At 68.8% G+C, this 22,834-nt stretch carries 23 protein-coding genes and 1 tRNA gene; 16 read left to right on the top strand and 8 right to left on the bottom strand.

All coding sequences use genetic code 11. From position 1 onward, the window contains the following. Positions 1 to 372: endonuclease III domain-containing protein (locus H507_RS13575; protein WP_425393298.1), on the bottom strand; the 372-nt coding region annotated here is incomplete at its 3' end. Positions 373 to 487: 115 nt separating this feature from the next. Between H507_RS13575 and H507_RS0100010 the strand changes: the two genes are divergently transcribed. Further along, positions 488 to 1,237, top strand: a complete 750-nt coding sequence (locus H507_RS0100010; RefSeq protein WP_026377536.1) for a Crp/Fnr family transcriptional regulator — start codon at positions 488 to 490, stop codon at positions 1,235 to 1,237. 26 nt (positions 1,238 to 1,263) lie between these two features. Here H507_RS0100010 and H507_RS0100015 read toward each other — a convergent pair whose 3' ends face one another. Next, positions 1,264 to 1,746, bottom strand: a complete 483-nt coding sequence (locus H507_RS0100015) for a RidA family protein (protein WP_022908668.1) — start codon at positions 1,744 to 1,746, stop codon at positions 1,264 to 1,266. A gap of 29 nt (positions 1,747 to 1,775) precedes the next feature. Further along, entirely contained in the window at positions 1,776 to 1,940 is a 165-nt protein-coding gene (gene sp36, locus H507_RS17750) for a Sp36 family protein (RefSeq protein WP_022908669.1), read from the bottom strand. A 147-nt stretch (positions 1,941 to 2,087) separates the two neighbouring features. Between sp36 and H507_RS13580 the strand changes: the two genes are divergently transcribed. The 4 genes from H507_RS13580 to H507_RS0100040 all read left to right on the top strand — a co-directional run bounded on the left by H507_RS13580 (position 2,088) and on the right by H507_RS0100040 (position 6,474). Then, positions 2,088 to 4,526, top strand: a complete 2,439-nt coding sequence (locus H507_RS13580; protein ID WP_022908670.1) for a transglycosylase domain-containing protein — start codon at positions 2,088 to 2,090, stop codon at positions 4,524 to 4,526. Continuing rightward, positions 4,526 to 5,434 (top strand): metallophosphoesterase, encoded by a 909-nt coding sequence (locus tag H507_RS0100030; protein WP_022908671.1) that lies wholly within the window; start codon positions 4,526 to 4,528, stop codon positions 5,432 to 5,434. Before H507_RS13580 ends, H507_RS0100030 begins: the two co-directional genes overlap by 1 nt. Before the next feature lie 88 nt (positions 5,435 to 5,522). Beyond that, positions 5,523 to 5,599, top strand: a tRNA-Pro gene (locus H507_RS0100035). A 128-nt stretch (positions 5,600 to 5,727) separates the two neighbouring features. Continuing rightward, entirely contained in the window at positions 5,728 to 6,474 is a 747-nt protein-coding gene (locus H507_RS0100040) for a carboxymuconolactone decarboxylase family protein (RefSeq protein WP_022908672.1), read from the top strand. 13 nt (positions 6,475 to 6,487) lie between these two features. Here H507_RS0100040 and H507_RS0100045 read toward each other — a convergent pair whose 3' ends face one another. Further along, complete coding sequence (locus H507_RS0100045; protein WP_022908673.1) at positions 6,488 to 7,156, bottom strand: trimeric intracellular cation channel family protein; 669 nt, start codon at positions 7,154 to 7,156, stop codon at positions 6,488 to 6,490. A 201-nt stretch (positions 7,157 to 7,357) separates the two neighbouring features. Here H507_RS0100045 and H507_RS13585 point away from each other — a divergent pair, with 201 nt between their 5' ends. The 7 genes from H507_RS13585 to pknB all read left to right on the top strand — a co-directional run bounded on the left by H507_RS13585 (position 7,358) and on the right by pknB (position 15,747). Continuing rightward, positions 7,358 to 7,798: a globin gene (locus H507_RS13585; protein WP_022908674.1), complete on the top strand. Its 441-nt coding sequence runs from the start codon at positions 7,358 to 7,360 to the stop codon at positions 7,796 to 7,798. A 129-nt stretch (positions 7,799 to 7,927) separates the two neighbouring features. Further along, on the top strand, positions 7,928 to 8,647 hold the full coding sequence (locus H507_RS0100055) for an FHA domain-containing protein (protein WP_022908675.1): 720 nt from the start codon (positions 7,928 to 7,930) through the stop codon (positions 8,645 to 8,647). 13 nt (positions 8,648 to 8,660) lie between these two features. After that, entirely contained in the window at positions 8,661 to 9,134 is a 474-nt protein-coding gene (locus H507_RS0100060) for an FHA domain-containing protein FhaB/FipA (protein ID WP_022908676.1), read from the top strand. Continuing rightward, the gene (locus H507_RS0100065) at positions 9,134 to 10,648 is read left to right on the top strand and encodes a PP2C family protein-serine/threonine phosphatase (RefSeq protein ID WP_022908677.1); all 1,515 of its coding nucleotides are present in this window, start codon (positions 9,134 to 9,136) and stop codon (positions 10,646 to 10,648) included. The genes H507_RS0100060 and H507_RS0100065 overlap by 1 nt, the downstream gene beginning before the upstream one ends. Next, on the top strand, positions 10,648 to 12,078 hold the full coding sequence (locus H507_RS13590) for an FtsW/RodA/SpoVE family cell cycle protein (protein ID WP_051139654.1): 1,431 nt from the start codon (positions 10,648 to 10,650) through the stop codon (positions 12,076 to 12,078). The genes H507_RS0100065 and H507_RS13590 overlap by 1 nt, the downstream gene beginning before the upstream one ends. Then, positions 12,075 to 13,505 (top strand): peptidoglycan D,D-transpeptidase FtsI family protein, encoded by a 1,431-nt coding sequence (locus tag H507_RS0100075; RefSeq protein WP_022908679.1) that lies wholly within the window; start codon positions 12,075 to 12,077, stop codon positions 13,503 to 13,505. The genes H507_RS13590 and H507_RS0100075 overlap by 4 nt, the downstream gene beginning before the upstream one ends. A gap of 157 nt (positions 13,506 to 13,662) precedes the next feature. Then, positions 13,663 to 15,747, top strand: coding sequence for a Stk1 family PASTA domain-containing Ser/Thr kinase (pknB, locus tag H507_RS0100080; protein ID WP_425393303.1), 2,085 nt, complete (start codon positions 13,663 to 13,665; stop codon positions 15,745 to 15,747). A gap of 100 nt (positions 15,748 to 15,847) precedes the next feature. Here the strand turns inward: pknB and H507_RS0100085 are convergent, their stop codons facing one another. Then, positions 15,848 to 16,489 carry an aminodeoxychorismate/anthranilate synthase component II gene (locus H507_RS0100085; RefSeq protein WP_022908681.1) on the bottom strand — a complete coding sequence of 214 codons (642 nt, stop codon included), beginning with the start codon at positions 16,487 to 16,489 and terminating at the stop codon, positions 15,848 to 15,850. 144 nt (positions 16,490 to 16,633) lie between these two features. Further along, a complete protein-coding gene (locus H507_RS13595; RefSeq protein ID WP_022908682.1) occupies positions 16,634 to 17,464 on the bottom strand; it encodes a DUF881 domain-containing protein in 831 nt (276 codons plus the stop codon). A 130-nt stretch (positions 17,465 to 17,594) separates the two neighbouring features. On the opposite strand from H507_RS13595, the gene H507_RS0100095 reads away from it, so the two are divergent. Then, on the top strand, positions 17,595 to 17,876 hold the full coding sequence (locus H507_RS0100095; protein ID WP_022908683.1) for a cell division protein CrgA: 282 nt from the start codon (positions 17,595 to 17,597) through the stop codon (positions 17,874 to 17,876). On the opposite strand, the gene H507_RS0100100 is transcribed toward H507_RS0100095, so the two are convergent. Both H507_RS0100100 and H507_RS0100105 read right to left on the bottom strand, forming a co-directional pair. After that, positions 17,857 to 18,462, bottom strand: coding sequence for a DinB family protein (locus tag H507_RS0100100; RefSeq protein ID WP_022908684.1), 606 nt, complete (start codon positions 18,460 to 18,462; stop codon positions 17,857 to 17,859). The genes H507_RS0100095 and H507_RS0100100 overlap by 20 nt on opposite strands. A gap of 16 nt (positions 18,463 to 18,478) precedes the next feature. After that, the gene (locus H507_RS0100105) at positions 18,479 to 19,945 is read right to left on the bottom strand and encodes a lysine--tRNA ligase (protein ID WP_026377540.1); all 1,467 of its coding nucleotides are present in this window, start codon (positions 19,943 to 19,945) and stop codon (positions 18,479 to 18,481) included. A gap of 155 nt (positions 19,946 to 20,100) precedes the next feature. Here H507_RS0100105 and H507_RS17530 point away from each other — a divergent pair, with 155 nt between their 5' ends. The 3 genes from H507_RS17530 (at position 20,101) to H507_RS0100125 (ending at position 22,827) form a co-directional block, all read left to right on the top strand. After that, entirely contained in the window at positions 20,101 to 20,886 is a 786-nt protein-coding gene (locus H507_RS17530) for a heavy metal-binding domain-containing protein (protein WP_084707559.1), read from the top strand. A gap of 229 nt (positions 20,887 to 21,115) precedes the next feature. After that, positions 21,116 to 22,201, top strand: coding sequence for an S-(hydroxymethyl)mycothiol dehydrogenase (locus H507_RS0100120; RefSeq protein ID WP_022908688.1), 1,086 nt, complete (start codon positions 21,116 to 21,118; stop codon positions 22,199 to 22,201). Beyond that, complete coding sequence (locus H507_RS0100125; protein ID WP_022908689.1) at positions 22,198 to 22,827, top strand: MBL fold metallo-hydrolase; 630 nt, start codon at positions 22,198 to 22,200, stop codon at positions 22,825 to 22,827. Before H507_RS0100120 ends, H507_RS0100125 begins: the two co-directional genes overlap by 4 nt. The last annotated feature ends 7 nt before the right edge of the window (positions 22,828 to 22,834 follow it).

The raw sequence follows: 22,834 nt of genomic DNA on the forward strand, positions 1-22,834 counted from the left end.
CACCAGTTCCTCGAGGGTTCCCGGCACGACTCCGTCGAACCCGTCGACCAGTGCTCGTCCGATGCCGATCAGGGCCTGGGATTTGGCCCGGAAGAAACCCGTCGGGCGAATGATCCGCTCCAGCTCGTCGGGATCGGCCTCCGCGTAGGCGCGGGCGTCGGGGTGGCGGGCGAACAGCACGGGCGTGATCGAGGGGACCCGCCGATCGGTCGACTGGGCCGACAGCACGGTGGCCACCAGCAGTTCCAGGGGGGTGGCGAAGTCGAGTTCACAGCGAGCCTGCGGGTAGCACTCGGCGAGCAGTCGGTGCATGTGGTGGGCCCGCTCGACGAGCTCGGGAGCGGGGGCTTCGGCCGGGGTTCTGGTCACCACGCGCCCAGCGTAGTCGGCCCCGACGGGGGCCATGGTCGGAGTTGGCACCCCCCCGATTGCGGCGAAATGGCCGTCGATAGACTGATTTCTCACAGTTCAGCCCCAGGAGCATCCCTTGAACATTGACGTGACATCGGTCCCCTTTCTGGCCGAATTGCCGCCGGAGGGACGTCAGGCCGTGCTCGCGCACGCCACCGTGATCGAGCTGGCCAAGGGAATGACATTGTTCGTCGCCGGTGACCCCGCCGACGAGGTCTACATCATGCTCGAGGGCAAGGTGAAGCTCACTCGCGCTGCCCGCCACCAGCCCACCCCGCTGCCCCCGCTGCGCGGCAAGGTCACGGTCAAGGAACTGCGTCGGCGTGCCCAGGCGGTGCAGGTGCGGGAGTCATTGCTGTGGCTGATGGGCCCCGGCGAGATGTTCGGGGAACTGTCGGTCTTCGACGCGGGGCAACGCTCCACCACCGCGACCGCGCAGACCGCGTGCCGGGTGCTGCGCATCTCGGGGCACGCCATGCGAGACCTGGTCGACGAACGCCACGACGTTGCCCGGGCGCTGTTGCGGCAGATGGCCACGCGGCTGCGACGCAGCGACAACCAGAGCTCCCGGTTCATCCTTTCCGATGTGCCCGGACGACTGGCCTCGCTGCTGGTCTCGTTGTGCGATCGGTTCGGCACGCAGACCCCGATGGGCTGGGACGTCGCCCATGACCTCACCCAGGCCGAACTCGCCCAGGTGGTCGGCGCCAGCCGCGAGAGCGTCAACAAGGCCCTCACCGACTTCGAGCAGCGCGGCATCCTGACCGTCAACAGCCGCTCGGTCGTGATCCACGACCGCGCCCGTCTGGTGGCTCGCTCGAACTGACCGGTCGTCGGCTGCGCCGGACCGATTCAGCTGGTCTCGACGACCAGCTCGAGTTCGACCGCAGCGTCAAGGGGCAGCACCGACACCCCGACGGCGCTGCGCACGTGCACCCCGGCCTCACCGAAGATCTCTCCCATCAGCTGGGAGGCGCCATTGGCGACGGCGGGTTGGCCGGTGAACCCGGGATCGGAGGCGACGAGGACCACCAGCTTGACGATGCGGGTGATGGCGTCGACGCCGCCCGCCACCTCGGCTGCGGCGGCAAGGGCGTTCAGGGCGCAGATCCGGGCTGCGCGAGTGGCCTCGTCCGCGGAGACCTCGGCACCCACCTTCCCGACGGCGACCAGCTCACCGTTGACCGAACACAGCTGGCCCGAGGTCCACACCTGGGAGCCGACCCGGGTGGCCGGGGTGTAGGCGGCCAACGGCTTCGCGACCGGCGGCAGCGTGATGCCCAGTTCGTCGAGCCGTGCACTGACCGACGCCGCACCCGTCGAACGGGTGGGCATCGTGCCAGCGGAAGCCCCCTCGTCCGGGCTCACTTCTTCTCCGGCACCGGACGCTTGAAGTAGCCGACCAGGCTCTCGGGGTTCGGGCCCGGCACGATCTGCACGAGTTCCCAGCCGTCGGCGCCGAAGTTGTTGAGGATCTGCGTCGACACGTGGGTCAGGATCGGGGCGGTGAAGTACTCCCATTTCGTCATGGGCCCAGACTAGTGGTCCAGAATTGGTCGCGGATGGCCGTCCGGTCCCGCTTCGAGGGGTCCTCACGCCGATTGGGCCATTTCTGGACCGCCGCTGCCCGGCCCAGCGGTTCCGGGATTGCCAGAACGGTCACGTACTCTGGGGCCATGAGTGCAACCAAGGCGAGCAAGGCATATGCCCTGGCGATGTTCGCGGCCGTCAGCGTGCTGTGTGGTCTGCTGACCGCCGGGCTGGCCGTGCCGTACGTCGCGATGGCCGGAGGGGTGGCCAAGGCCGGGGCGAACAGCCTCGAAGACCTGCCCGCCGCACTCGACATCCCGCCGCAGTCCGAGGTCTCGCGGGTGCTGATGGCCAATGGTGAGGTGCTCGCCACCTTCTACGACCAGAACCGCGAGTACGTCGCGATGTCGAAGATCCACCCCTACATGCAGGAGGCGCAGGTCGCCATCGAGGACCACCGGTTCTTCGAGCACGGCGCCATCGACCTGCAGGGGACGCTGCGCGCGTTCGTCCGCAACTCCACCGGCGGGGCGACTCAGGGCGGTTCAACCCTGACCCAGCAATACGTCAAGCAGGTGCTGGTGCAGGACGCTCAGAACAACAACGACGAGGAGGCCATGCGCGAGGCGCAGGCCCAGACCGTCAGCCGCAAGGTGCGAGAGCTGCGTTACGCCATCGCCCTCGAGAAGAGCCTCGGCCCGAACGCGAAGAAGATCATCCTCGAGCGGTACCTCAACATCGCCTACTACGGCGACGGCGCCTACGGCGTCCAGGCCGCCTCGAAAAGGTTCTTCAACACCACCGCCGACAAGCTGACGTTGGCCCAGGCCGCCATGCTGGCCGGGCTCGTCCAGAACCCCAACGCCACCAACCCCCGTCTCTACCCGCAGGCGGCGATGAACCGCCGCAACGTCGTGCTGCAGCGCATGGCCGACCTCGGAGTGGTCACCCAGGCGGAGGCAGATGCCGCGAAGAAGTCCGTCTTCGAGCCCGCCAAGGTGCAGCCGGCACCCAACGGCTGCATCAGCTCACCCTTCCCGCACGTCTGTGACTACGTGCGTCGCGTGCTGCTGTCGGACGCGATGCCCTCCTTGGGCAAGACCGCCGACGAGCGCGACCGCAACCTCAAGCGCGGCGGGCTCACCATCCAGACCCTGATCGACCCGAAGACCCAACGCGCCGCCCAGAGCGCCATCAGCGACCTCGTCTCCCCCACCGATCCGGTCATCTCCACCTCGGTGCTCGTGCAGCCCCGCTCCGGCCTGATCGTGGCCATGGCGCAGTCGCGGCCCAAGATGGGAACCGGACGAGGGGAGACCTTCCTCAACTACAACGTCGAGAAGTCGATGGGCGACGCCTCCGGCTTCCAGGGCGGATCGACGTTCAAGGCCTTCGGCATCGCGGCTGCGCTCGAGAAGGGCATGACCCCGAACACCAAGATGCTCGCCAAGAGCACCGTCGACATGACGGGCGTCTCCTTCATGAGCTGCCAGGGCATGATCCGCCAGATCCAGCCCTACAAAGTGAGCAACTCGGTCTCCGGCTACGGAAACCGCCAGCTCACACTCGTCCAGGCGGCGCAGGGCTCGGTCAACACCTTCTTCGTTCCGCTGGCCGCCCAGGTCGGCAACTGTGCCGTCACCCAGATGGCCGATCGGGCCGGCGCCAAACTGGCCAATGGTGAGCCCATGACCACCCAGTCGGCGAACCTGTCGTTCATCCTCGGTTCGGCCGAGGTCACTCCGATGTCGATGGCCCAAGCGTATGCCACCTTCGCCAACCGCGGGGTGCGATGCAACCCCCTCATCCTGAAGTCCGTCACCACCAAGGCGGGCAAGTCGTTGGGCGTTCCCGCTGCGAAGTGCCAGAAGGTGATGGAGGCCTCGATCGCCGACGGCACCAACTACGTGCTCTCGAAGGTGATGGAGTACCCGGGGACCGGCTACCGGGCGCGGATCCCTGGCGATTACCCCCAGGCGGGCAAGACGGGTACGACCGAGTCGAACGAGGCGGTGTGGTTCGCCGGCTACACCCCTGAGATGGCTGGTATCGCCATGATCTCGGTCGACAAGGGGACGAGTTACTGGGCCAACCGGAAACGCTCGTTGAAGGGCATCCGACTGCCGAGCGGTACCTACCTCGAGGGGTCCGGTTCGGGCGACGCAGGCCGCATCTACAAGGTGGCCATGGCCGAGGCGCTGAAGGGCAAACCCAAGACGAAGTTCGTGGCACCCACCGACGAGGTGCTCAACGGCAAGGAGGTGCAGATCCCCGACCTGACCGGTCTCACCCTGCAGGAGGCCGAGGACGCCGTCCGCAAGGTGGGCCTGAACCCGGTCGAGCGCTACCAGTACGACTACCGCTCGGTGGGCACGTGGATCGACACCTACCCGACCGGCAAGACTCGGGTGGGCCAGCCGGTCTACTTCGTGCTCTCGAGTGGCCCCCGGCCCCAGCCGAAACCCCAGCCCAAGCCGACTGCCACGGCCACGTCGTCCAGTAGCGCGTCGAAGCCTCCGTCGAGCAGCAAGCCGACTGCCACGGCCACGGCGACGGCCAGCAAGCCGGGCAAGAAGAAGCCCTGATGCGGTTGGCGACGACCGCTGCCGTGGCGGCGGCGTCCGGGTTGGCGACCGGGGCCGGAGTGCTCGCCTGGGCCAACGCCGAGACCCGGCGCTTCACCCTGCGTGAGTTCAGCGCACCGGTGCTGCCCCCCGGCGCGGCCTCCGTACGGGTGCTTCATCTGTCCGACATCCACCTGGTGCCGAGCCAACGGGCGAAGCTGGACTGGCTGTCGGGCCTGGCCTCGTTGGAGCCCGACCTGGTCGTCAACACCGGCGACAACATCGCGTCGCCGTCCGCGATCGCGCCGCTGCTGCGCGCTTGGGGTGGCCTGCTCGACGTGCCGGGCGTGTTCGTCTTCGGCTCCAACGACTACCAGGCTCCGAGTTTCAAGAACCCGCTGCGCTACCTCGGGCTGCCAGCGCTGCGCCCCGCCCCGGATCCGGTCGAACTTCCGTGGCGTGACCTGCGCGCCGCGATGACCGAACGAGGGTGGGTCGACCTCAGCAACCGGGCGGCCACCCTCGAGGTGGCCGGACGCCCCATCAGGTTCCGCGGCACCGACGACGCCCACCTCGAACGCGACAAGTACGCAGAGGTGGCTGGAGCGGTGTCGGACGGGACCCTCACGATGGGCGTGACCCACGCCCCGTACCGGAGGGTGCTCGACGCCATGGTGGCCGACGGTGTGCAACTGGTTCTGGCCGGGCACACCCACGGGGGCCAGGTCTGCCTGCCGACTGGTGCGCTGGTCACCAACTGCGATCTCGACACCGACCGGGTCAAGGGCCTCAGCCGGTACAGCGCGGGGCGCCACAGCGCCTGGTTGCACGTCTCGGCCGGGCTGGGAACCTCGCCGTTCGCGCCCTACCGCACCTTCTGCCGACCCGAGGCGACGCTGCTGACCCTGACCGCGCGCCAGCCCGCCTGAGACCGGGCGTTCAGGACGACGATCCAGTTGGTGCCACGGGCACCGGGTGGGCTACAGTGGCGGACGGTCCTCGTCCGCGAGGTCCAGTCGGGGTGTGGCGCAGCTTGGTAGCGCGCGTCGTTCGGGACGACGAGGTCGCAGGTTCAAATCCTGTCACCCCGACCATCCAGTGGTACCCGTGCAGAGCCGTTCCGGTGGGGCATCGTCCTCCCGGGGCGGCTCTCGCCATTCCCGGTTCGAGGGGGTCCGGGCAGTGCCTGTTTCCGCAGGATCTGCGGTGCTGTGATGGTGCCATGGACGCCGCCCCACGCCACGCTGACCGAGCCATACACGAAGAGGACTTCCTGGAGACCGATCCCGAGTTCGCCGAATACTCCACCAGGTTCGCCTTCGACGAGGTGCCGGCCCATGGGAGCCTCGACCCGCACCTGACCTGGCTCGTCAGACTTGCGGCGCTGGTCGCCTGCCAAACCCACCGGCAGTACTCCCTCACCCTGACCGCAGCCCTCGACGACGGGGTGAGCCCGGTCGAGGCCAAGGAACTGCTCTATCAGGCGGTTGCCTACCTGGGCATGGCCAAGGTGGTCGAGTTCCTGCAACTCACCAACGCCGAACTGCTCCGACGGGGCGTCCAGCTGCCGCTGCCACCCCAGTCGACGACCACCCTCCAAACCCGGTTCGAGAAGGGCTGGGACGCGCAGTTCGCGATCATCGGGGAGCGCCTTCGCTCGCTGCATGACGACGCCCCAGCAGACGAGGTCCACCTGCAGCGGTGGCTGACCGAGAACTGCTTCGGCGACCACTACACCCGCGGCGGCATCGACCTGCAGACCCGGGAATTGCTCACCTTCGTGTTGTTGGTCGCCCAGGGCGGGTGTGACCCGCAGGTGGCCAGTCATGTGGCCGGCAACGTGAGGCTGGGCAACGGGCGCGCGGTGTTGATCGACACCCTGAGCCAGTTGGTCCCGTGGATCGGCTATCCCCGCATGCTGAACGGCCTGCGCGCCGTCGACGAGATCGCACCGGCCCAGGCCCCCTGACCGGCCCCACGGATCAGTCGGGCTCTCGTCCGCCTCGCCACCTGCGAACGGCCGGCAGCCCACTCATCCGCAGCTCGGTCGGGAGCTTCCACCCGAACCGGCGGGCCAGCAACGAGACGCCGGCACCGACCCCCAACGAGCCGGCCACCCCCCATTGTGGCTCACCCAGCTTGGCCCCGATCACGGTGACCAGCGCCGCGAAGAAGGCGCTGGTCGCGTAGAGGGTGTTGCCCCCCAGCACCACGGGCCGTTTCACCAGCAGCAGGTCGCGGACGATGCCGCCACCGATCACGGTGACCACACCCAACATCACCGCGGCCAGCCAGGACAGTCCCGTGGCCAGACCCTTGGTCGCGCCGACGGCTGCCCAACAGCCCACCGCCAAGGCGTCGAGCAGCACCAGCGTGCGGCGGGGCAGCTTCGCCTGGAAGTTCACCAGGAAGGCGAGCGCCGAACCCACCAGGGCCATGCCCAGATAGGCGGGATTGGTGAGCGCGACCACGGTTCCCTGGCCGAGCAACACGTCGCGGATCATGCCCCCGCCCAGACCAGACATGACCGCCACGATGGCGAACCCGACCGGGTCGAGGCGAGCAGCACGGGCGGCCATGCCGCCGAGGATGGCGTTGGCCAGCACTCCCAACAGGTCGATCACCTGCATCGACACGTCGAACCAGTGCACGCCGCCCCCTCTCGCCTCGTCCCTGGGAGGTCGCCCGGGTGGGACGACGCCTCTGGGCTGTGAGCGTACTCGTCCAGAATTGACACCAGCCTCGGGCCGGGCAGCCGATTCGGCGCCGAACGCCGTTCCGGGGCCAATTCTGGACATCGGCCCGGGGTGAACGGGTTTGGCCGTGCGCGGGTCGGCCGCGACAATCGAGGCATGACGGCTGCACAGAACGAGACTTCCGGCGGCGCCCCCACCCCCTACGAGGCGATGGGTGGACGTGAGACCTTCCAGCGGCTGGTGCACCTCTTCTACCAGGGCGTTGCCGGCGACGAGTTGCTCCGGCCGATGTACCCCGAGGAGGACCTCGGACCCGCCGAGGACAGGCTGCGGATGTTCCTGGAGCAGTACTGGGGTGGCCCGTCCGACTACCACGAGCAGCGCGGCCATCCCCGGTTGCGCATCCGGCACGCCCAGTTCCGGGTGACCCAGGCTGCCGCCGAGCGATGGTTGGTGCACATGCTGGGCGCTGTCGACCAGCTCGACCTCGCACCGGAGTACGACGCGGCGATGCGCGAGTACCTGACCCGGGCCGCACAATTCCTGGTCAACACCACCGACGACCAGCCAATTCGGCGCGAACTGCCTCTGGCCTGAGTCGGGTTCCGGGCCACCGCAGGGCCGGGGTCAGGGCCCGGACAGCCGAGTCGCAACCCCACCGTGGCGCCGGTGCTGCGTAAGATCGAGGAGTTGGGCCACACTGGGACCTCACTGAAGGGAGCACGCATGGGTCTGCTGGACAAGATCGAACAGAAGATCGAAGGCGCCGTGAACGGCGTCTTTGCGCGTGCCTTCAAGGGTGACGTCGAACCCGTCGAGATCGCCGCTCGTCTGCAGCGGGAGTTGGATGCCCGCGCCACGGTGCTCAGTCGGGAGAAGCGGCTGGTGCCCAACCACTTCGTGGTCGGCCTCTCGTCGCGGGACCACGACCGGCTCGCCCCCTACTCCAAGACGCTGAACGCCGAGATCATCCCCGAACTGCGCGAGCACGCGGGTGAGCGTCGTTATGTCTTCAACGGGCCCATCGTGATCGAGTACGAACTCGACGAGACCCTTCCGACGGGGCGGTTCACCGTCGAGAGCCAGGCCTCGGCCGGCGTGGAACGCGGCCAGGCTGCCCTTGATGCCGACGACGACCACACCCATGTCTTCGGGGCCACCCCCAGATTGGTGCTCGAGGTGAACGGGGTGCGCCACCCCCTGATGGCCCCGGGTCTGCTGATCGGGAGAGGGTCGGAGGCCGACCTGCGGATCAACGACCCCGGCATCAGCCGCAAGCACGCCATGATCCACGTCTCGGGCCCCGACATCTCGATCGAGGACCTCGGCTCCACCAACGGCATCACGGTCAACGGCCAGAAGTGCCGACAGGCACAGATCACCGACGGCACCCGCCTCGAGATCGGCACCACTCGCATGCTGGTGCACGCGCCCGTCGGGTCCTGACCGGGGAGCGTCCTTGAGCGAACTCGCCGTCGCCGCCCTCAAGGTGGCCTTCCTGGTGGTCATGTGGGGCTTCATCGTGTTCGCCGCGCACGTGATCAGGGCCGACATGTTCGGACGCAGGGTGGTGACGTCGACCTCGTCCGACATCATGGTGGCCCCCGCCGCCGGCCGCCGCAAGCGCCGCCGCGGGGCCAAAGTGCCGTCGCGATTGACCGTGATCGAGGGGCGCCAGGAAGGGCTCAGCATCCCCCTGTTCGGTGTGGTCGGGCTCGGACGAGCCGCCGACTCCGCCCTGAACCTCGATGACGACTACGCCTCGACCCGGCACGCCCAGTTGCTGCAGGACGACCACGGCACCTGGTGGCTCGAGGACCTGTCCTCGACCAACGGCACAGCCCTCAACACCCAGCTCATCACCCAACCCCGCGCCGTCGCCATCGGTGACATCATCCGCATCGGCCGCACCCAGATGAGGGTGGAGGGCTGATGTACTCCCTCGACTTCCGCGCCCACTCCGAGGTGGGACTGGTGCGCAAGAACAACCAGGACTCGGGCTACGCCTCCCCCACCGCGCTCGTGATCGCCGACGGCATGGGAGGTGCCGCGGCCGGTGACCTGGCCTCGGCGGTCGCCATCCACCAGGTCGTGCTGGCCGACGGAGCGCACACCGATGACGAACTGGTGCCCCGCCTGCGCGGTGCGATGCGCCGGGCCAACGAGCTGATCACCGAACTGGTGGCCTCCGACCACACCCTCGACGGCATGGGGACCACCTTCTGCGGCGCCTTCTTCTCCGGCACCCAGCTCGGCGTGGTGCACATCGGGGACTCCCGCGGCTACCTCTTCCGCGACGGCACCCTGAGCCGCCTCACCCATGACCACTCGTGGGTGCAGTCGCTGGTCGACGAGGGCAAGATCACCGAGGACGAGGCCCTCGTGCACCCCCACCGCTCGCTGGTGCTGAAGGTGCTCAACGGCCACCCCAACCACGAACCCGACACCTTCACCTTCGAGGTGCACGAGGGCGACGTGGTGCTGTTCTGCTCCGACGGCCTGTGTGGGTTCACCACCGACGCCGTGATCGCGCACGCGTTGGCCATGGACGACCTCGACGCCGCCATGGAGGTGCTGGTCAGGGCCGCCCATGACGGCGGTGGGGCGGACAACATCACCATCTCGATGGCCCGAGTCGTGCCCCAGGACGACCTCATCGACGTCCGGCCGCCCCTGGTGCTGGGGGCCGCGGACGAACTGGGGGCGTCCCTCGTCCCCGGTGCGGCGACGGGGTCGCCGGTGGCAGCGCCCGCGGACGGCGCAGGGGCGGAAGCCTCCCCTGACGACGGCTCGTCCCTCACCCCACTCGCACCGTCCCCGCCCTCGTCGTCGGGGGGTGCCTCGGCCGCCGGTGTTGTACTGGACGAGACCGAGGTCGCGCGTTACTCACCCACCCTCGACCGGCCACGGCCGTGGCGGGGCATCGCGATCACGCTGCTGGGCCTGGTCGTGCTGGCGGGGCTCGGATTCGGCGGTTACCGCTGGAGCCAGGCCCAGTACTACATCGCCGACAACTCCGGAACCGTCGCGGTCTACCAAGGGGTGCGGGTTCCGGTGCTGACGCTCAGCCACCTCAGCGAGTCAACCGACATCGTCACCGCCGAGCTGCCCCGCTACCACCGGGAGCGCGTGCGGGCCAGCTTCAGCCTGCACAGTGCGGCCGAGGCCGAGAACGCCCTCGCCGAACTGCGTCGGGTGGCGGGCACATGTGCCCCCGCAGACCCCTCGGCCAGCGCGACACCCAGTTCCACACCGACCGCGACACCCAGTTCCACGCCGACCGCGACACCCAGCTCCACCGCCAGCGCGACCACGTCGTCCGACCCCTCCCCCTCGGCGACCCCGTCAGGGTCGCCCTCAGCGTCGGCCCCCGGCCCGGTTCCGGGCTCGTCCACCCCCGCGGCAACGGCCGCTTCGTCGGGGAGCATCACGAACGGGGAGTGCTGATGAGCGCGGCCTCCCTCCCAGCCGTCGGGCAGACGGTCGTCTACCGCAAGCGCCGCAACGTCGAACTGGCGATGGTGCTGCTCGCCTGCACCCTCGGTCTCGGCGGCTGGCTGCTGACCGAGATCAACCTGCACGGTCACGCCCCCACGAGCTGGATGCGGGTGAGCGCCCTGTGGATCGGCATGGCGGTGGCCTGCCACCTGGTCGTCCGCTGGCGCCTGCCGTACGCCGACCCCCTGATCCTGCCGTGCGTCATCGCCCTCAACGGTCTGGGACTGGCGATGATCCACCGGATCGACCTGATCCCCTCGCCACCCCGCGACGACGCCGTCATGCAATTCGTGTGGACGGGGCTCGGCATGCTGCTGTTCGCGGCGGTGGCGCTCTTCGTGCGCGACCCACGCCGGTTGCAGCGCTTCCCCTACCTGCTCTTCATCGCCGGAGTCGGCCTGCTGTTGCTGCCGTTGGTGCCCGGGCTGGGGGTCAGCACACTGGGGGCGAACATCTGGATCCGGATCGGCCCGATGAGTTTCCAGCCCTCCGAGGTCGCGAAGATCCTGCTCGCCTTCGCCTTCGCCGCCTACCTGGTCGACAAGCGCGAAGTGCTCGCGCTCAGCGGCTTCCGGCTCGGACCGATCCAGTTCCCACGCCTGCGTGACCTGGGGCCGATCGCCCTGATGTGGGTCGCCTGCATGCTGGTGCTGGTCTTCCAGAACGACCTGGGCACGGCGCTGCTGTTCTTCGGGCTGTTCGTGATCATGCTCTACGTGGCCACGGAGCGCCCGGGCTGGCCCATCGTCGGCGCAGCGTTGATGGCGGTCGGCGGCTGGGGTGCCTACCTGTTCACCCGCCACGTACGGGTGCGGGTCAGTTCCTGGTTGCACCCCTTCGAGAACTACGACCAGAACCTGCAGGTCATCTCCGGACAGTTCGGCATGGCCTGGGGAGGTCTGACCGGACGAGGCTGGGGTCTGGGTCGACCCGGGCTCACCCCGCTCGCCAAGTCCGATTTCATCTCCGCGGCGATCGGCGAGGAGGTGGGGCTGTTCGGTCTGGTTGCCGTCGTGATGCTGTACGCCTACATCGTCGCCCGCGGTTTGCGGATGGCGCTGGCCAGCCACGACCCGTACCTGAAGCTGCTCGCCTGCGGACTGTCGTTCACGTTTGCCCTGCAGGTCTTCGCCATCATCGGTGGGGTGACCCGGCTGCTGCCGCTCACCGGTCTCACCACACCCTTCATGAGCCAGGGCGGCTCGTCCATGATCGCCAACTGGACGATCATCGGGGTGATGCTGGTGATCAGCCATCACGCGCGCAGGCCCATGGTCGCCACGGCCAGGCTGGACGAACCCACCGCGACCGATCTCAGGCTGGACGAGACCCACGTCATCACCGCCAAGCCCGTGCCCGCCGGTGGGGTGACGGCATGAACGGTCCCATCCGCAAGGTGGCGGTGCTCGCCGCCGTGATGATCTTCGCCCTGCTGGCCAATCTGACCTATGCGGCCGTGGTGCGCTACCCCGACCTCAACGGTGACGTGCGCAACCGTCGCGTCCGCGATGCCGAGTTCGCCCGTGACCGTGGCGCCATCCTGATCGGCAACACTCCCCTGGCGCAGTCGAAGGCCACCAACGGTCGATTCAGGTACCAGCGCAGCTACACGCAGCCGGAGCTCTACGCCTCGGTGACGGGCTGGTACTCCTACGACTTCGGTTCCTCGGGGCTGGAGCTGAACTACACCAGGCAACTCGCCGGAACGGACGACTCCCAGGCCATCGACCGGTTGATCGCAACCCTGTCTGGTCGCCAGCCCAAGGGTGCTTCGATCACCAGCACGATCGACCCCAGGGCCCAGCAGGCCGCGTTCGACGGGCTGGCCGGGCGCAAGGGGGCAGTGGTCGCCCTCGACTACGAGACCGGGGCCGTGCTGGCCAACGTGTCGCTGCCCAGCTACGACCCGAACCTGTTGGCCACCAACGACCTGAGCCGCGCCAAGACGAGCTGGGACTCCCTGGTGAAGGATCCCGACGGGCCCCTCAAGAACCGCGCCAGCAAGGAGATCTACCCGCCCGGGTCGGTCTTCAAGCTGGTCACGGCCAGCGCCGCGATCGAACGGCTCAACCTCACCCCGAGCTCGAAGATCGCGTCCAGGCGGGCCCTCGCGCTGCCGCAGTCGTCGACGGTGCTGACCAATGAGATCGACTGCGGCAACGCGACCGTCTCGCTCGAGCAGGCCTTGATGAACTCGTGCAACACCGCCTTCGCCCAGCTGGGGCTCGACACCGGCGACCAGGCGCTGCGCGACCAAGCCGAGAAGTTCGGCTTCAACACCGAGGTCACCACCGACGTGCCGTGGGCCACCTCGCGGTTCCCCGACAAGACCGACCGGGCGCAACTGGCGTTGTCGGCCATCGGGCAGTACGACGTCGCGGCCAGCCCGCTGCAGATGGCGATGGTCGCCTCGGCCATCGCCAACGACGGCAAGCTGATGGAGCCCTACCTCGTCTCGGACGTGCGCGCACCCAACCTGCAACTGGTCAGCTCCCACCATCCCACCGCCATCGGACAGGTGATGAAGCCCGAGACCGCCCAGATGATGCAGCAGATGATGGTGCGCGTCGTCGAGGGCGGCACGGGTACCCGGGCCCAGGTCTCCGGTCTGGTGATCGGGGGCAAGACCGGCACTGCCCAGTCCGATCCCGCTCGGCCCCCCTACGCCTGGTTCGTGGCATTCTCCGAAGACCCGAAGGTGGCCGTCGCCGTCTTCATCGAGGAGGCTGGTATCGAACGCTCCGACATCGCCGGTGGACGACTCGCCGGCCCGATCGCCGCCCAGGTCATCCAGGCGCTCAGATGAGGAACCACATCGTGCCCACCCGAAACCCCCCCACCCCCCGGACCCATGAGGCGATGTCGACCCGATCGGCGCCCTCGGAAGGAGGACACCGATGACCGATTCTGGAATCCTGCTCGGTGGCCGCTACCAACTCGAATCAGTCATCGGCCGCGGCGGCATGGCCGAGGTCTGGCGGGCCCACGACTCCCGGCTCGGACGAGAGGTGGCGGTCAAGCGGCTGAGGGCAGACCTGTCGTCCGACCCCACCTTCCAGGCGCGGTTCCGGCGCGAGGCCCAGGCCGCAGCCGGACTCAACCACCACAACATCGTCGCCGTCTACGACACGGGCGAGGAGAACGACGCAGCCACCGGGGTGCACGTGCCCTACATCGTGATGGAGCTCGTCCAGGGGCACACCCTCCGCGACGTGTTGCGCGACGGACGAAAGATCCTGCCGGAGCGGGCCCTGGAGTTCGTCCAAGGAGTGCTCGACGCACTCGCGTACTCGCACCGTTCGGGCATCGTGCACCGAGACATCAAGCCGGCCAACGTCATGCTGACCCCACAAGGTCAGGTCAAGGTGATGGACTTCGGCATCGCTCGCGCCGTCGCGGACACCTCGGCGACGATGACCCAGACAGCGGCCGTCATCGGCACCGCGCAGTACCTCTCGCCCGAACAGGCCCGGGGCGAGACGGTCGACCAACGCTCCGACATCTACTCCGCCGGTTGCCTGTTGTACGAGTTGTTGGTCGGACGCCCCCCCTTCACGGGTGACTCGCCGGTCTCGGTGGCCTACCAGCACGTGCGCGAGCAGCCCGTCCCCCCCAGTCACGTCGACCATGAGATCACCCCCGCCATGGACGCGATCACCTTGAAGGCGCTCGCCAAGGATCCTGCCGACCGCTACCAGGACGCGCGCGAGATGCGCGACGACATCACTCGTCTGCTGGCCGGCGAGCCGGTGTTGGCGGCATCGTCGGCCTCGATGGCGCCGACGCAGGTGCTGGGTGCCGCCGGAGTGGGCGCCCCCGGGATGGGCGCCGCCGGTGCAGGTGCTGCCGGTGCGGCCGTGGGACTCGGAGCCGCTGCCATGGCGGCCCAGGCGGCGGCCGCCAATGCCGGCGGTGCCGTCGGCATGAGTGGCCTCGCCGCAGCCGGGGGTACACCGACCGGCACCCACCAGGCGGTGAGCGACACCGGCTCATTCCTGCCCGCGCACGCAGACACGGGTCCGATGACCGCGGTGCAGGATCGTCCAGCCCGCCGACGCACCGTGACCATCGTCGTCGCCCTGCTGCTGGCCCTGGCCGCCGTGGTCGGCTACGGGTTGTGGCAGGTGCTGAAGGACAGCGGACCGCAGGCACCGGCTCAGTCGAGGGTGCCCTCGGTGATCGGGGCCAACCGCGCCAGCGCCGAGTCGCAGATCATCAACGCCGGTCTCAAGGTCGGCAAGGTGACGGAGGTCAACGGCCCCGATGAGACCAAGAACACGGTCATCGACCAGAACCCGAAGCCGCTGCAGATGGTGGACGAGGGGACGTCGGTCGACATCACCCTCAACCTGGGGGTGAAGACGGGGACGATCCCCGACGGTCTGGTCGGCAAGACCCTGAAGGAGGCCCAGGACGCCCTGAAGGCGGCCGGGTTCACGAGCAAGTCCCAGGACGCGCCCGAGAACGCCGAGTCGTTGGCGCAGGCACCCGGCACGGTGGTGAGCACCGATCCCGCCGCCGGTGCGACCGTCGCCGAGGGCTACGAGGTGATGATCAACCTCTCGCCGAAGCAGGCCACCGTGCCGAACCTGACCGGGAAGAGCCAGGACGACGCCAACACGGAGGCCCTCGCCGCCGGGTTCGCCGGGACGACCCCGCGCAACCAGGTCACCACCGACGAGACCCAGGTCGGCAAGGTGATCAAGCAGGACCAACAGGACGGCACGAAGCTGGACCGCACCCAGAAGATCACCGTCTACATCGGGGTGAAGAAGGACACCGTCGCGGTTCCACAGGTGGTCGGGCTGCCGTTGGCGGGGGCCCAGGTGCGACTCAACGACAACGGCTTCACCGACATCAAGGTGAAGGAGGTCGAGACCACCGATGCCGCCCCCGGAACCGTGCTGACGGTGACCCCCAAGGAGGGCACGGAGGTCAAGCCCGGGGCAAAGATCACCTTGGAGGTGGCCAAGGCGCCGGCCTCCCAGCCGCCCTCGTCCCCGGATCCCAGCAGTTCGCCGAGCCCGTCGCAATCGAGCGGCGGCTGACCTGCGGTCGTCGCCTCGGGTCGGCTGAGGGGTTGGGGCCCAGCTCGTCAGCCGGCCCAGCTCGTCCGCCGGCCCCAGCTCCTCAGCCGGCCCCAGCTCCTCAGCCGGCCGAGGTCATGAGGGGGCGCAGCTTCGCCCCTCGGGCCGGCGCCTCGGCGTCCCCGCAGTCGGCGAGCCAGTTGGCCAGCAATTGGTGCCCGTGTTCGGTGAGCACGCTCTCGGGGTGGAACTGCACCGACTCCACCAGGGCGGTGCGGTGCCTCACGCCCATGATGACCCCCGAGTCGGTACGGGCGGTCACCTCGAGGCAGTCGGGAAGGCTCTCGGGCACGATTGCCAAGGAGTGGTACCGCGTCGCGGTGAACGGGCTCGGCAGTCCACGGAAGCAACCCTTGCCGTCGTGGTGCACCAGCGAGGTCTTGCCGTGCAGCAGTTCAGGTGCTCGTCCGACCGTGCCGCCGTAGGCCACCGCCATCGACTGCAGCCCCAGGCACACCCCGAAGATGGGCACCACACCTGTGTGGCTGCGCACGATGTCGATGCAGGCACCGGCCTCCTCGGGGGTACCGGGGCCGGGTGAGAGCAGGATGCCGTCGAACCCCTCGTGGAACGTGGGGGATGTCAGCCGGGTGTCGTCATTGCGCCAGACCTCGACCTCGGCGCCCAACTGGTAGAGGTACTGCACCAGGTTGTAGACGAACGAGTCGTAGTTGTCGATGACGAGGATCCGCATGCTGCTCATTGTGGCGCATGTCCAGAAATGGCCACCAGATCGACCAGGGCGGCTGTTTCGGGGCACTTGGGTGATCCTGGGTCCAATTCTGGACATGCGGGACGGGTGCCTCGAGTCAGGGGTGGAGCCCCCGCATGCCGCTGACACGCCTGGTCAGGGGATGGGTTTCGCGTGGCTGAGGGTCGTGGAGCCGGTGTAGGCGGGCATGGTCACCCGGCCGACGTCCGCCTGCTTCCATCCCAACTGGTAGCGATCGGCGTACTGCTTGTAGATGCGCACCCCGTCGGAGGTGTCGAGCGCGGTGATCAACTGCCCCGGGTCGCCGATGGCGACGATCTCGTAGGGCGGCGCGTAGGGGATGCCGTGCAGCACCACCGAGTTGCCCACGCACTTCACCCCGGTGGTCGAGATGACTCGTTGTCCTTGGATCGTCATCGCCTCGGCACCGGCCGCCCAGAACAGGTTCACCACCAGCTGGATGTCCTGCTGGTGCACCACCAGCAGGTCCTCGTCCACCCCGACCGGCTGCACCGACAGTGGTGCATCCGTGAGGGTGACCTTCACGGCCGGGCCGCTGACCGCCGTGGCCCCGGCGTCGAGTGAGGCCTGCTCCACCTGGGCCGCCAGTTGGGGATTGCCGGCGTCGGCCCTCGACAGTGCGTCCACGTCCTTGCGCAGGGCCCCGAGTTGGGTCTGGAGGTTCTTGTTGGTGTCGGCCTGCGCCCTCACCAGGTCGACCAGATCGGTGTTGCGTCCCGCCCTCAGGTCGCTGCCGTGGGAGGTGATGGCGCCGATGGTGGCCATCAGCGTCGCGATGGCGATCACCCCGACGGTCGCCACTCGACCCAGGCGTGTGCTGCGTCGTCGTCGTTCCCGTACCCGCGCCCACCGGACCGCGCGGACGATCCGTCGACCGACCGAGCGGGCTGCCGGACGCACCACGGAGTGGTGGTGCCCGGTGACCAGTTCGTCCGGCTCGCTCATCAAGCTCCCTCGGCGGTGGCGGGTGGCGCGAATGGGCGCCGCGCGTTGTCTCGACTAGGCTACCTGCAGCGTTGGCGCGGTCACCGGGAGTGGTGGTGCCGGCCGCGACACCAGACCAGGGAGGGACCCGGTGCCAGAGTCCAAGAGCCGAACGGCGGCCGACAAGAAGCGCAAGGCCAGCGACCAGGCCAAGCTCGCCGAGAAGAAGGCCACCCGCAGGAGTGGTCCCAGCGATCGCTCGTGGGTGCCGTGGGCCTTCATCCCCACCGGACTGCTGGGGGTGCTCTGGCTGGTGGTCTACTACATCACCGGTTACCGGATCCCCGTCATGCGTGACCTGGGCGACTGGAACATCGTGATCGGCATCGGGCTGATGGCGATCGCGTTCTCCCTCACGACCCTGTGGAAGTAGGCCCCGGCCTCCCCGGCGCCTGATCGGCGAGCCGCTCGAGCTTCGTCCGATAGGCCTGCCAGTCGATCTCCGGCATGTTGTCGCCCTCCTTGCGGAGCCCGACCCGTCCGTCGATCAATTCGCGGACGATGTCCATGTGCCCGGCGTGGCGCGCCAGATCGGTGAGTGTGTGCACGGCGACCTGGTGCAGCGTCACCCGCTCCCGTCCCGTCCACCACGGCACCCGGCCGACGGCGTCAAGGGGCAGCGCCTCGAGGGTGGCGCGGGTGGTCTGCTGGGCGGCCCGCGCCAGCGCCCGGATGTCGTCGACCGTCTCGTCCGGCGTGCACCAGAAGTCGGCATTCAGCTCGGCACCCTCGTCGAACCAGGGCAGCGGCACCCCGCTGGGACGGTCGAAACAGTCGCCCAGGTAGCCGAGCTCGATCGAGGCCGCGTGCTTGAGGATCCCGAGCAGGTTGGCACCGGTCGCGGTGTGCGGCCAGCGCAGCGCGTGCTCGTCCAGCCCGTCGAGCTTCGACAGCATGCCGTCGCGCGCCTCGTCCAGGTACTTGCGCAGGGTTTCAGCCGGGGTGGGGATCAGGTTCATCCCACCAGCCTGCCAGTCAGCGGGGCTTGAGCAGCGGGAACAGGATCGTCTCGCGGATGCCGGCCCCCGACAACAGCATCATCAGCCGGTCGAGGCCCATGCCCAGACCGCCCATGGGTGGGGCGCCGAGTTCGAGGGCGGTCAGGAAGTCCTCGTCCAGTTGCATCGCCTCGACGTCACCGGCGGCCGCGGCAACCGACTGTGCGGTCAGCACGTCGCGTTGGATGACGGGGTCGATCAGTTCCGAGAAGCCGGTGCCGCACTCGAACCCACCGATGATCAGGTCCCAGGCCTCGACCAGCCGGGGATCGTCCCGGTGGGGTCGAGCCAGGGGCTGGGCGATGGCCGGGAAGTCGCAGACGAAGGTGGGCTGCACCAGGGTCGGCTCGACGAGGTCGCCGAACAACTCGAGCACGATCTTGCCCTCGGACAGGCCCGGCTTGAGCTCGACACCATGCTCGGCGGCGATGGCCTCGAGCTCCTCCCGGGGGGTGTCGAGGGTGACCTCGCGCCCGAGCCGCTCCGAGAGCCCGGGGTAGACGCCCACCCAACGCCACTCGGCACCCAGGTCGATCACCTCCCCCTCGGGAGTGGTCACCTCCAGGCTGCCCACCGCCTCCGCCGCGCGCCGGATCACGGTCTGCAGCACCTCGGCGATGGTGAACTGGTTGCCCCACGACTGGTAGGCCTCCAGCATCGTGAACTCGGGGCTGTGGCTGGAGTCGATGCCCTCGTTGCGGAAGATTCGTCCCAGTTCGAAGACCCGGTCTGCACCGCCCACCATGGCCCGCTTGAGGTACAACTCGAGCGCGATCCGCAGGGTCATCGGCAGGTCGAAGGCATTGAGGTGGGTGCGGAAGGGACGCGCCGTCGCGCCTCCGTGGATGAGCTGCAGGGTGGGGGTCTCGACCTCCATGAATCCCAGCTCCTCCAAGGTGGAGCGGATGGATCGGGTGACCGCGGCGCGGCGGCGCACCATCTCGCGGGCCTCAGGGCGCACCACCAGGTCGGCATGGCGCTGGCGCACCCGCGACTCCTCGCTCAGTTCCTTGTGCAGCGTGGGCAGCGGACGAAGGGCCTTCGACGCCATCCGCCACTCGGCTGCCATCACCGACAGTTCACCCCGCTTGGACGAGATCACCCGCCCCCGCACCCAGACGTGGTCGCCGAGGTCGACATCGGCCTTCCAGTCGGCCAGGGCCTGCTCACCCACCTCGGCCAACGAGAGCATCACCTGCAGACGTTCACCGTTGTCGGTCGGGGTGAAGCCGTCCTGCAGGGTGGCGAAGGCAAGCTTGCCGGTGTTGCGGATGAACACCACCCGTCCGCCGACGGAGACCTCGTCGTCGGTCTCCTCACCGGCCTGCAGGTGGCCCCACGTCTCGCGGACCTGGGACAGCGTGTGGCTGCGCACCAGGTCGACCGGGTAGGCCTGACCACCGGCGGCGAGGATGCGATCGCGCTTGTCGCGTCGCACCTGCATCTGCTCGTTGACCTCGGCAGCGGTGGGCTCCGGGGCGTCGGTGTGGGCCGTGGTCTGATCAGTCACGGAGGTCAGCCTACCGAGGGGCAGGCTGGACCCTGTACGGCCTCGACACGGGGGCGGTGGTTGGCTCGTGGTCGCCCTATCGTGGGGCCATGTCATACGGACACAGCTCCTCGGGTCAGCATCCCCACGCCCAGCAGCCGGGTGGCCAGAATCCCTACGGCCAGCAGCCGGGTGGCCAGAATCCCTACGGCCAGCAGCCGGGTGGCCAGAATCCCTACGGCCAGCAGCCGTGGGGACCGCCCGGTCAGCCATGGAACCAGCCCCCGCAGGGGCAACCGCAGCCGGGACATCAGGTGCCGCCTCAACCGGGCGCCCAGGGGCAGCCCCACCCCGCACCGGGGCAGCCGTGGCAGCAGCCCGGCCCGCACTGGGGCGCCCCCGGGCAAGGGCCAGGACCCCAAGGCCCGGGACCCCAAGCGGCGGGTCAGTGGGGCGCCGCGCCCGACCAACCGGTCCCCGCCACCCCGGTGCCCGAACCCGAACCTCGTCGGGCTGTCTTCCGGCACCGCGACCTCCCCGTCACCACGACGGACACGCTGCCCGGCCGCACCATCGACGAGGTGGTGGGCGAGGTGATCGGGGTGGTCACCCGCGCCCGCGACATGAGGGCCTCCGCCGATCTCTCGGCCGTGTTGACCACGACCCGCCAGGAAGCTGTCGACGCGTTGGTGGCGATGGCGATCGAGGCCCGCGCGGACGCCGTGGTGGGCCTGCGCTTCGACGGCGGCAAGGTCAACGACGGCACCTCCGAGGTGGCGGCCTACGGGACGGCGGTGCGATTGCAGCCGCTGCCCGACGAGCCGAACCCGTTCACCACGGCGGCGAACCCTCTTGAGGGGTCCGACCCGCTGCCCTCCGACGGCGTCGACCTCTAGTGCACCGGTCCAGACCCTGCAGTCGCCGCTCGGTCCAGAAATGGACCCAACCCGAGGCGCCGACGCCGATCTTGGTCGATCCGGCGATCGTGTGACCATTTCTGGACAGCCGGGCTCCTCGCCCGGCCGCACCCAGCAGTTGAACCCGAAATCCGCAGTTGACCCCGAACTCCTCACTGCCCGACCCGATCCGAAAGACTGGACCGGTCGGCCGACTGAAAGGACCCGCATGTCACAGACCGTCAAGGGCGTGATCGCCCGATCCAAGGGAGCACCCGTCGAACTGGTCGACATCGTCGTGCCCGACCCCGGGCCCGGTGAGGTGGTCGTGGCCATCAAGGCGTGCGGCGTCTGCCACACCGACCTGCACTACCGCGACGGCGGGATCAATGACGAGTTCCCCTTCCTGCTCGGCCATGAGGCCTCGGGCGTCGTCGAGTCGGTCGGCGACGGGGTGACCAGGGTGGCACCCGGTGACACCGTCGTGCTGAACTGGCGGGCCGTCTGCGGCCAGTGCCGCGCCTGTCGCCGCGGCAAGCCCTGGTACTGCTTCGCCACCCACAACGCCAGCCAGCGGATGACGCTGACCGATGGCAGCGAACTCACCCCAGCCCTGGGCATCGGAGCCTTCATCGAGAAGACGCTGGTCGCCGCCGGCCAGTGCACCAAGGTCGATCCCGAGGCCGACCCGGCCGCCGTCGGACTGCTCGGCTGCGGGGTGATGGCGGGCTTCGGCGCCGCGGTCAACACCGGTGGGGTGTCCCGCGGCGACTCGGTGGCCGTGATCGGCTGCGGCGGTGTCGGCAATGCCGCCATCCAGGGCTCCCGGATCGCCGGAGCGACCATGATCATCGCCATCGACGTGGACGACCGCAAGCTCGAAGGGGCCCGACGGTTCGGTGCCACCCACACCGTCAACAGCCGTGACCACGACCCGGTCGAGGCTGTCCGTGCCCTGACCGAGGGCAACGGCGTCGACGTGGTGGTCGAGGCGGTCGGTCGTCCGGAGACGTATCGACAGGCCTTCTACCTGCGCGACCTCGCCGGCACGGTCGTGCTGGTGGGTGTGCCCACCCCCGAGCAGATGGTGGAACTGCCCATGATCGACATCTTCGGACGAGGGGGTGCGCTCAAGTCGTCCTGGTACGGCGACTGCCTGCCCGAGCGCGACTTCCCCATGCTGGTCGACCTGTACCGGCAGGGACGCTTCGACCTGGACGGTTTCGTCTCGGAACGGATCCAGATCACCGAGATCGACGAGGCGTTCGAGAAGATGCACCGCGGCGAGGTCCTGCGATCGGTGGTGGAACTGTGAGCGCGCGCATCGACCACACCGTCACCTCCGGAACGTTCTCCCTCGACGGTGAGACCTTCGACGTCGACAACAACGTCTGGGTGCTCGGCGACGACCACGAGTGCGTCGTGATCGACGCCCCCCATGACGACGCGGCGATCGCCGAACTCGTCGCCGGACGCAAGGTGCTCGCCGTGCTGCTCACCCACGGTCACGACGACCACATCAGGGCCACCCGCGAACTCACCGAACGGGTGGGTGCCCCCGCGTGGCTGCACCCGGACGACAGGATGCTGTGGGACCTGGTCTTCCCCGACCTCGGCCCCGACGCCGAACTCGCCGACGGGCAGGTGATCCCGGTGGCCGGGGTGGAGGTGCAGGTGCTGCACACACCTGGCCACTCACCGGGGGCCTGCTGCTTCCACGTCCCGGCCCTCGGCGTCGTGTTCAGCGGTGACACCCTGTTCAGGGGTGGCCCGGGAGCGACCGGACGAAGCTGGTCGTCCTTCGAGACCATCGTCGGCTCGATCCAGCGTCGGTTGCTGGGCCTGCCGGCGTCCACGGTCGTCCACACGGGTCACGGCGAGTCGACCACCATCGCGGACGAGGCACCCCACGTGCAGGAGTGGATCGCCCGCGGGCACTGATCGGTTC

Source organism: Aestuariimicrobium kwangyangense DSM 21549 (assembly GCF_000421525.1).
Taxonomy (GTDB): domain Bacteria; phylum Actinomycetota; class Actinomycetes; order Propionibacteriales; family Propionibacteriaceae; genus Aestuariimicrobium; species Aestuariimicrobium kwangyangense.

Bases quoted from the DNA above. Each gene is read 5' to 3' on its own strand.
- H507_RS0100015 (WP_022908668.1), bottom strand. From the start codon at position 1,746: ATGCCCACCCGTTCGACGGGTGCGGCGTCGGTCAGTGCACGGCTCGAC.
- sp36 (WP_022908669.1), bottom strand. From the start codon at position 1,940: ATGACGAAATGGGAGTACTTCACCGCCCCGATCCTGACCCACGTGTCG.
- H507_RS13580 (WP_022908670.1), top strand. From the start codon at position 2,088: ATGAGTGCAACCAAGGCGAGCAAGGCATATGCCCTGGCGATGTTCGCG.
- H507_RS0100030 (WP_022908671.1), top strand. From the start codon at position 4,526: ATGCGGTTGGCGACGACCGCTGCCGTGGCGGCGGCGTCCGGGTTGGCG.
- H507_RS0100040 (WP_022908672.1), top strand. From the start codon at position 5,728: ATGGACGCCGCCCCACGCCACGCTGACCGAGCCATACACGAAGAGGAC.
- H507_RS13585 (WP_022908674.1), top strand. From the start codon at position 7,358: ATGACGGCTGCACAGAACGAGACTTCCGGCGGCGCCCCCACCCCCTAC.
- H507_RS0100055 (WP_022908675.1), top strand. From the start codon at position 7,928: ATGGGTCTGCTGGACAAGATCGAACAGAAGATCGAAGGCGCCGTGAAC.
- H507_RS0100065 (WP_022908677.1), top strand. From the start codon at position 9,134: ATGTACTCCCTCGACTTCCGCGCCCACTCCGAGGTGGGACTGGTGCGC.
- H507_RS13590 (WP_051139654.1), top strand. From the start codon at position 10,648: ATGAGCGCGGCCTCCCTCCCAGCCGTCGGGCAGACGGTCGTCTACCGC.
- H507_RS0100075 (WP_022908679.1), top strand. From the start codon at position 12,075: ATGAACGGTCCCATCCGCAAGGTGGCGGTGCTCGCCGCCGTGATGATC.
- pknB (WP_425393303.1), top strand. From the start codon at position 13,663: ATGGCCGAGGTCTGGCGGGCCCACGACTCCCGGCTCGGACGAGAGGTG.
- H507_RS0100085 (WP_022908681.1), bottom strand. From the start codon at position 16,489: ATGAGCAGCATGCGGATCCTCGTCATCGACAACTACGACTCGTTCGTC.
- H507_RS13595 (WP_022908682.1), bottom strand. From the start codon at position 17,464: ATGAGCGAGCCGGACGAACTGGTCACCGGGCACCACCACTCCGTGGTG.
- H507_RS0100100 (WP_022908684.1), bottom strand. From the start codon at position 18,462: ATGAACCTGATCCCCACCCCGGCTGAAACCCTGCGCAAGTACCTGGAC.
- H507_RS0100105 (WP_026377540.1), bottom strand. From the start codon at position 19,945: ATGCAGGTGCGACGCGACAAGCGCGATCGCATCCTCGCCGCCGGTGGT.
- H507_RS17530 (WP_084707559.1), top strand. From the start codon at position 20,101: ATGTCATACGGACACAGCTCCTCGGGTCAGCATCCCCACGCCCAGCAG.
- H507_RS0100120 (WP_022908688.1), top strand. From the start codon at position 21,116: ATGTCACAGACCGTCAAGGGCGTGATCGCCCGATCCAAGGGAGCACCC.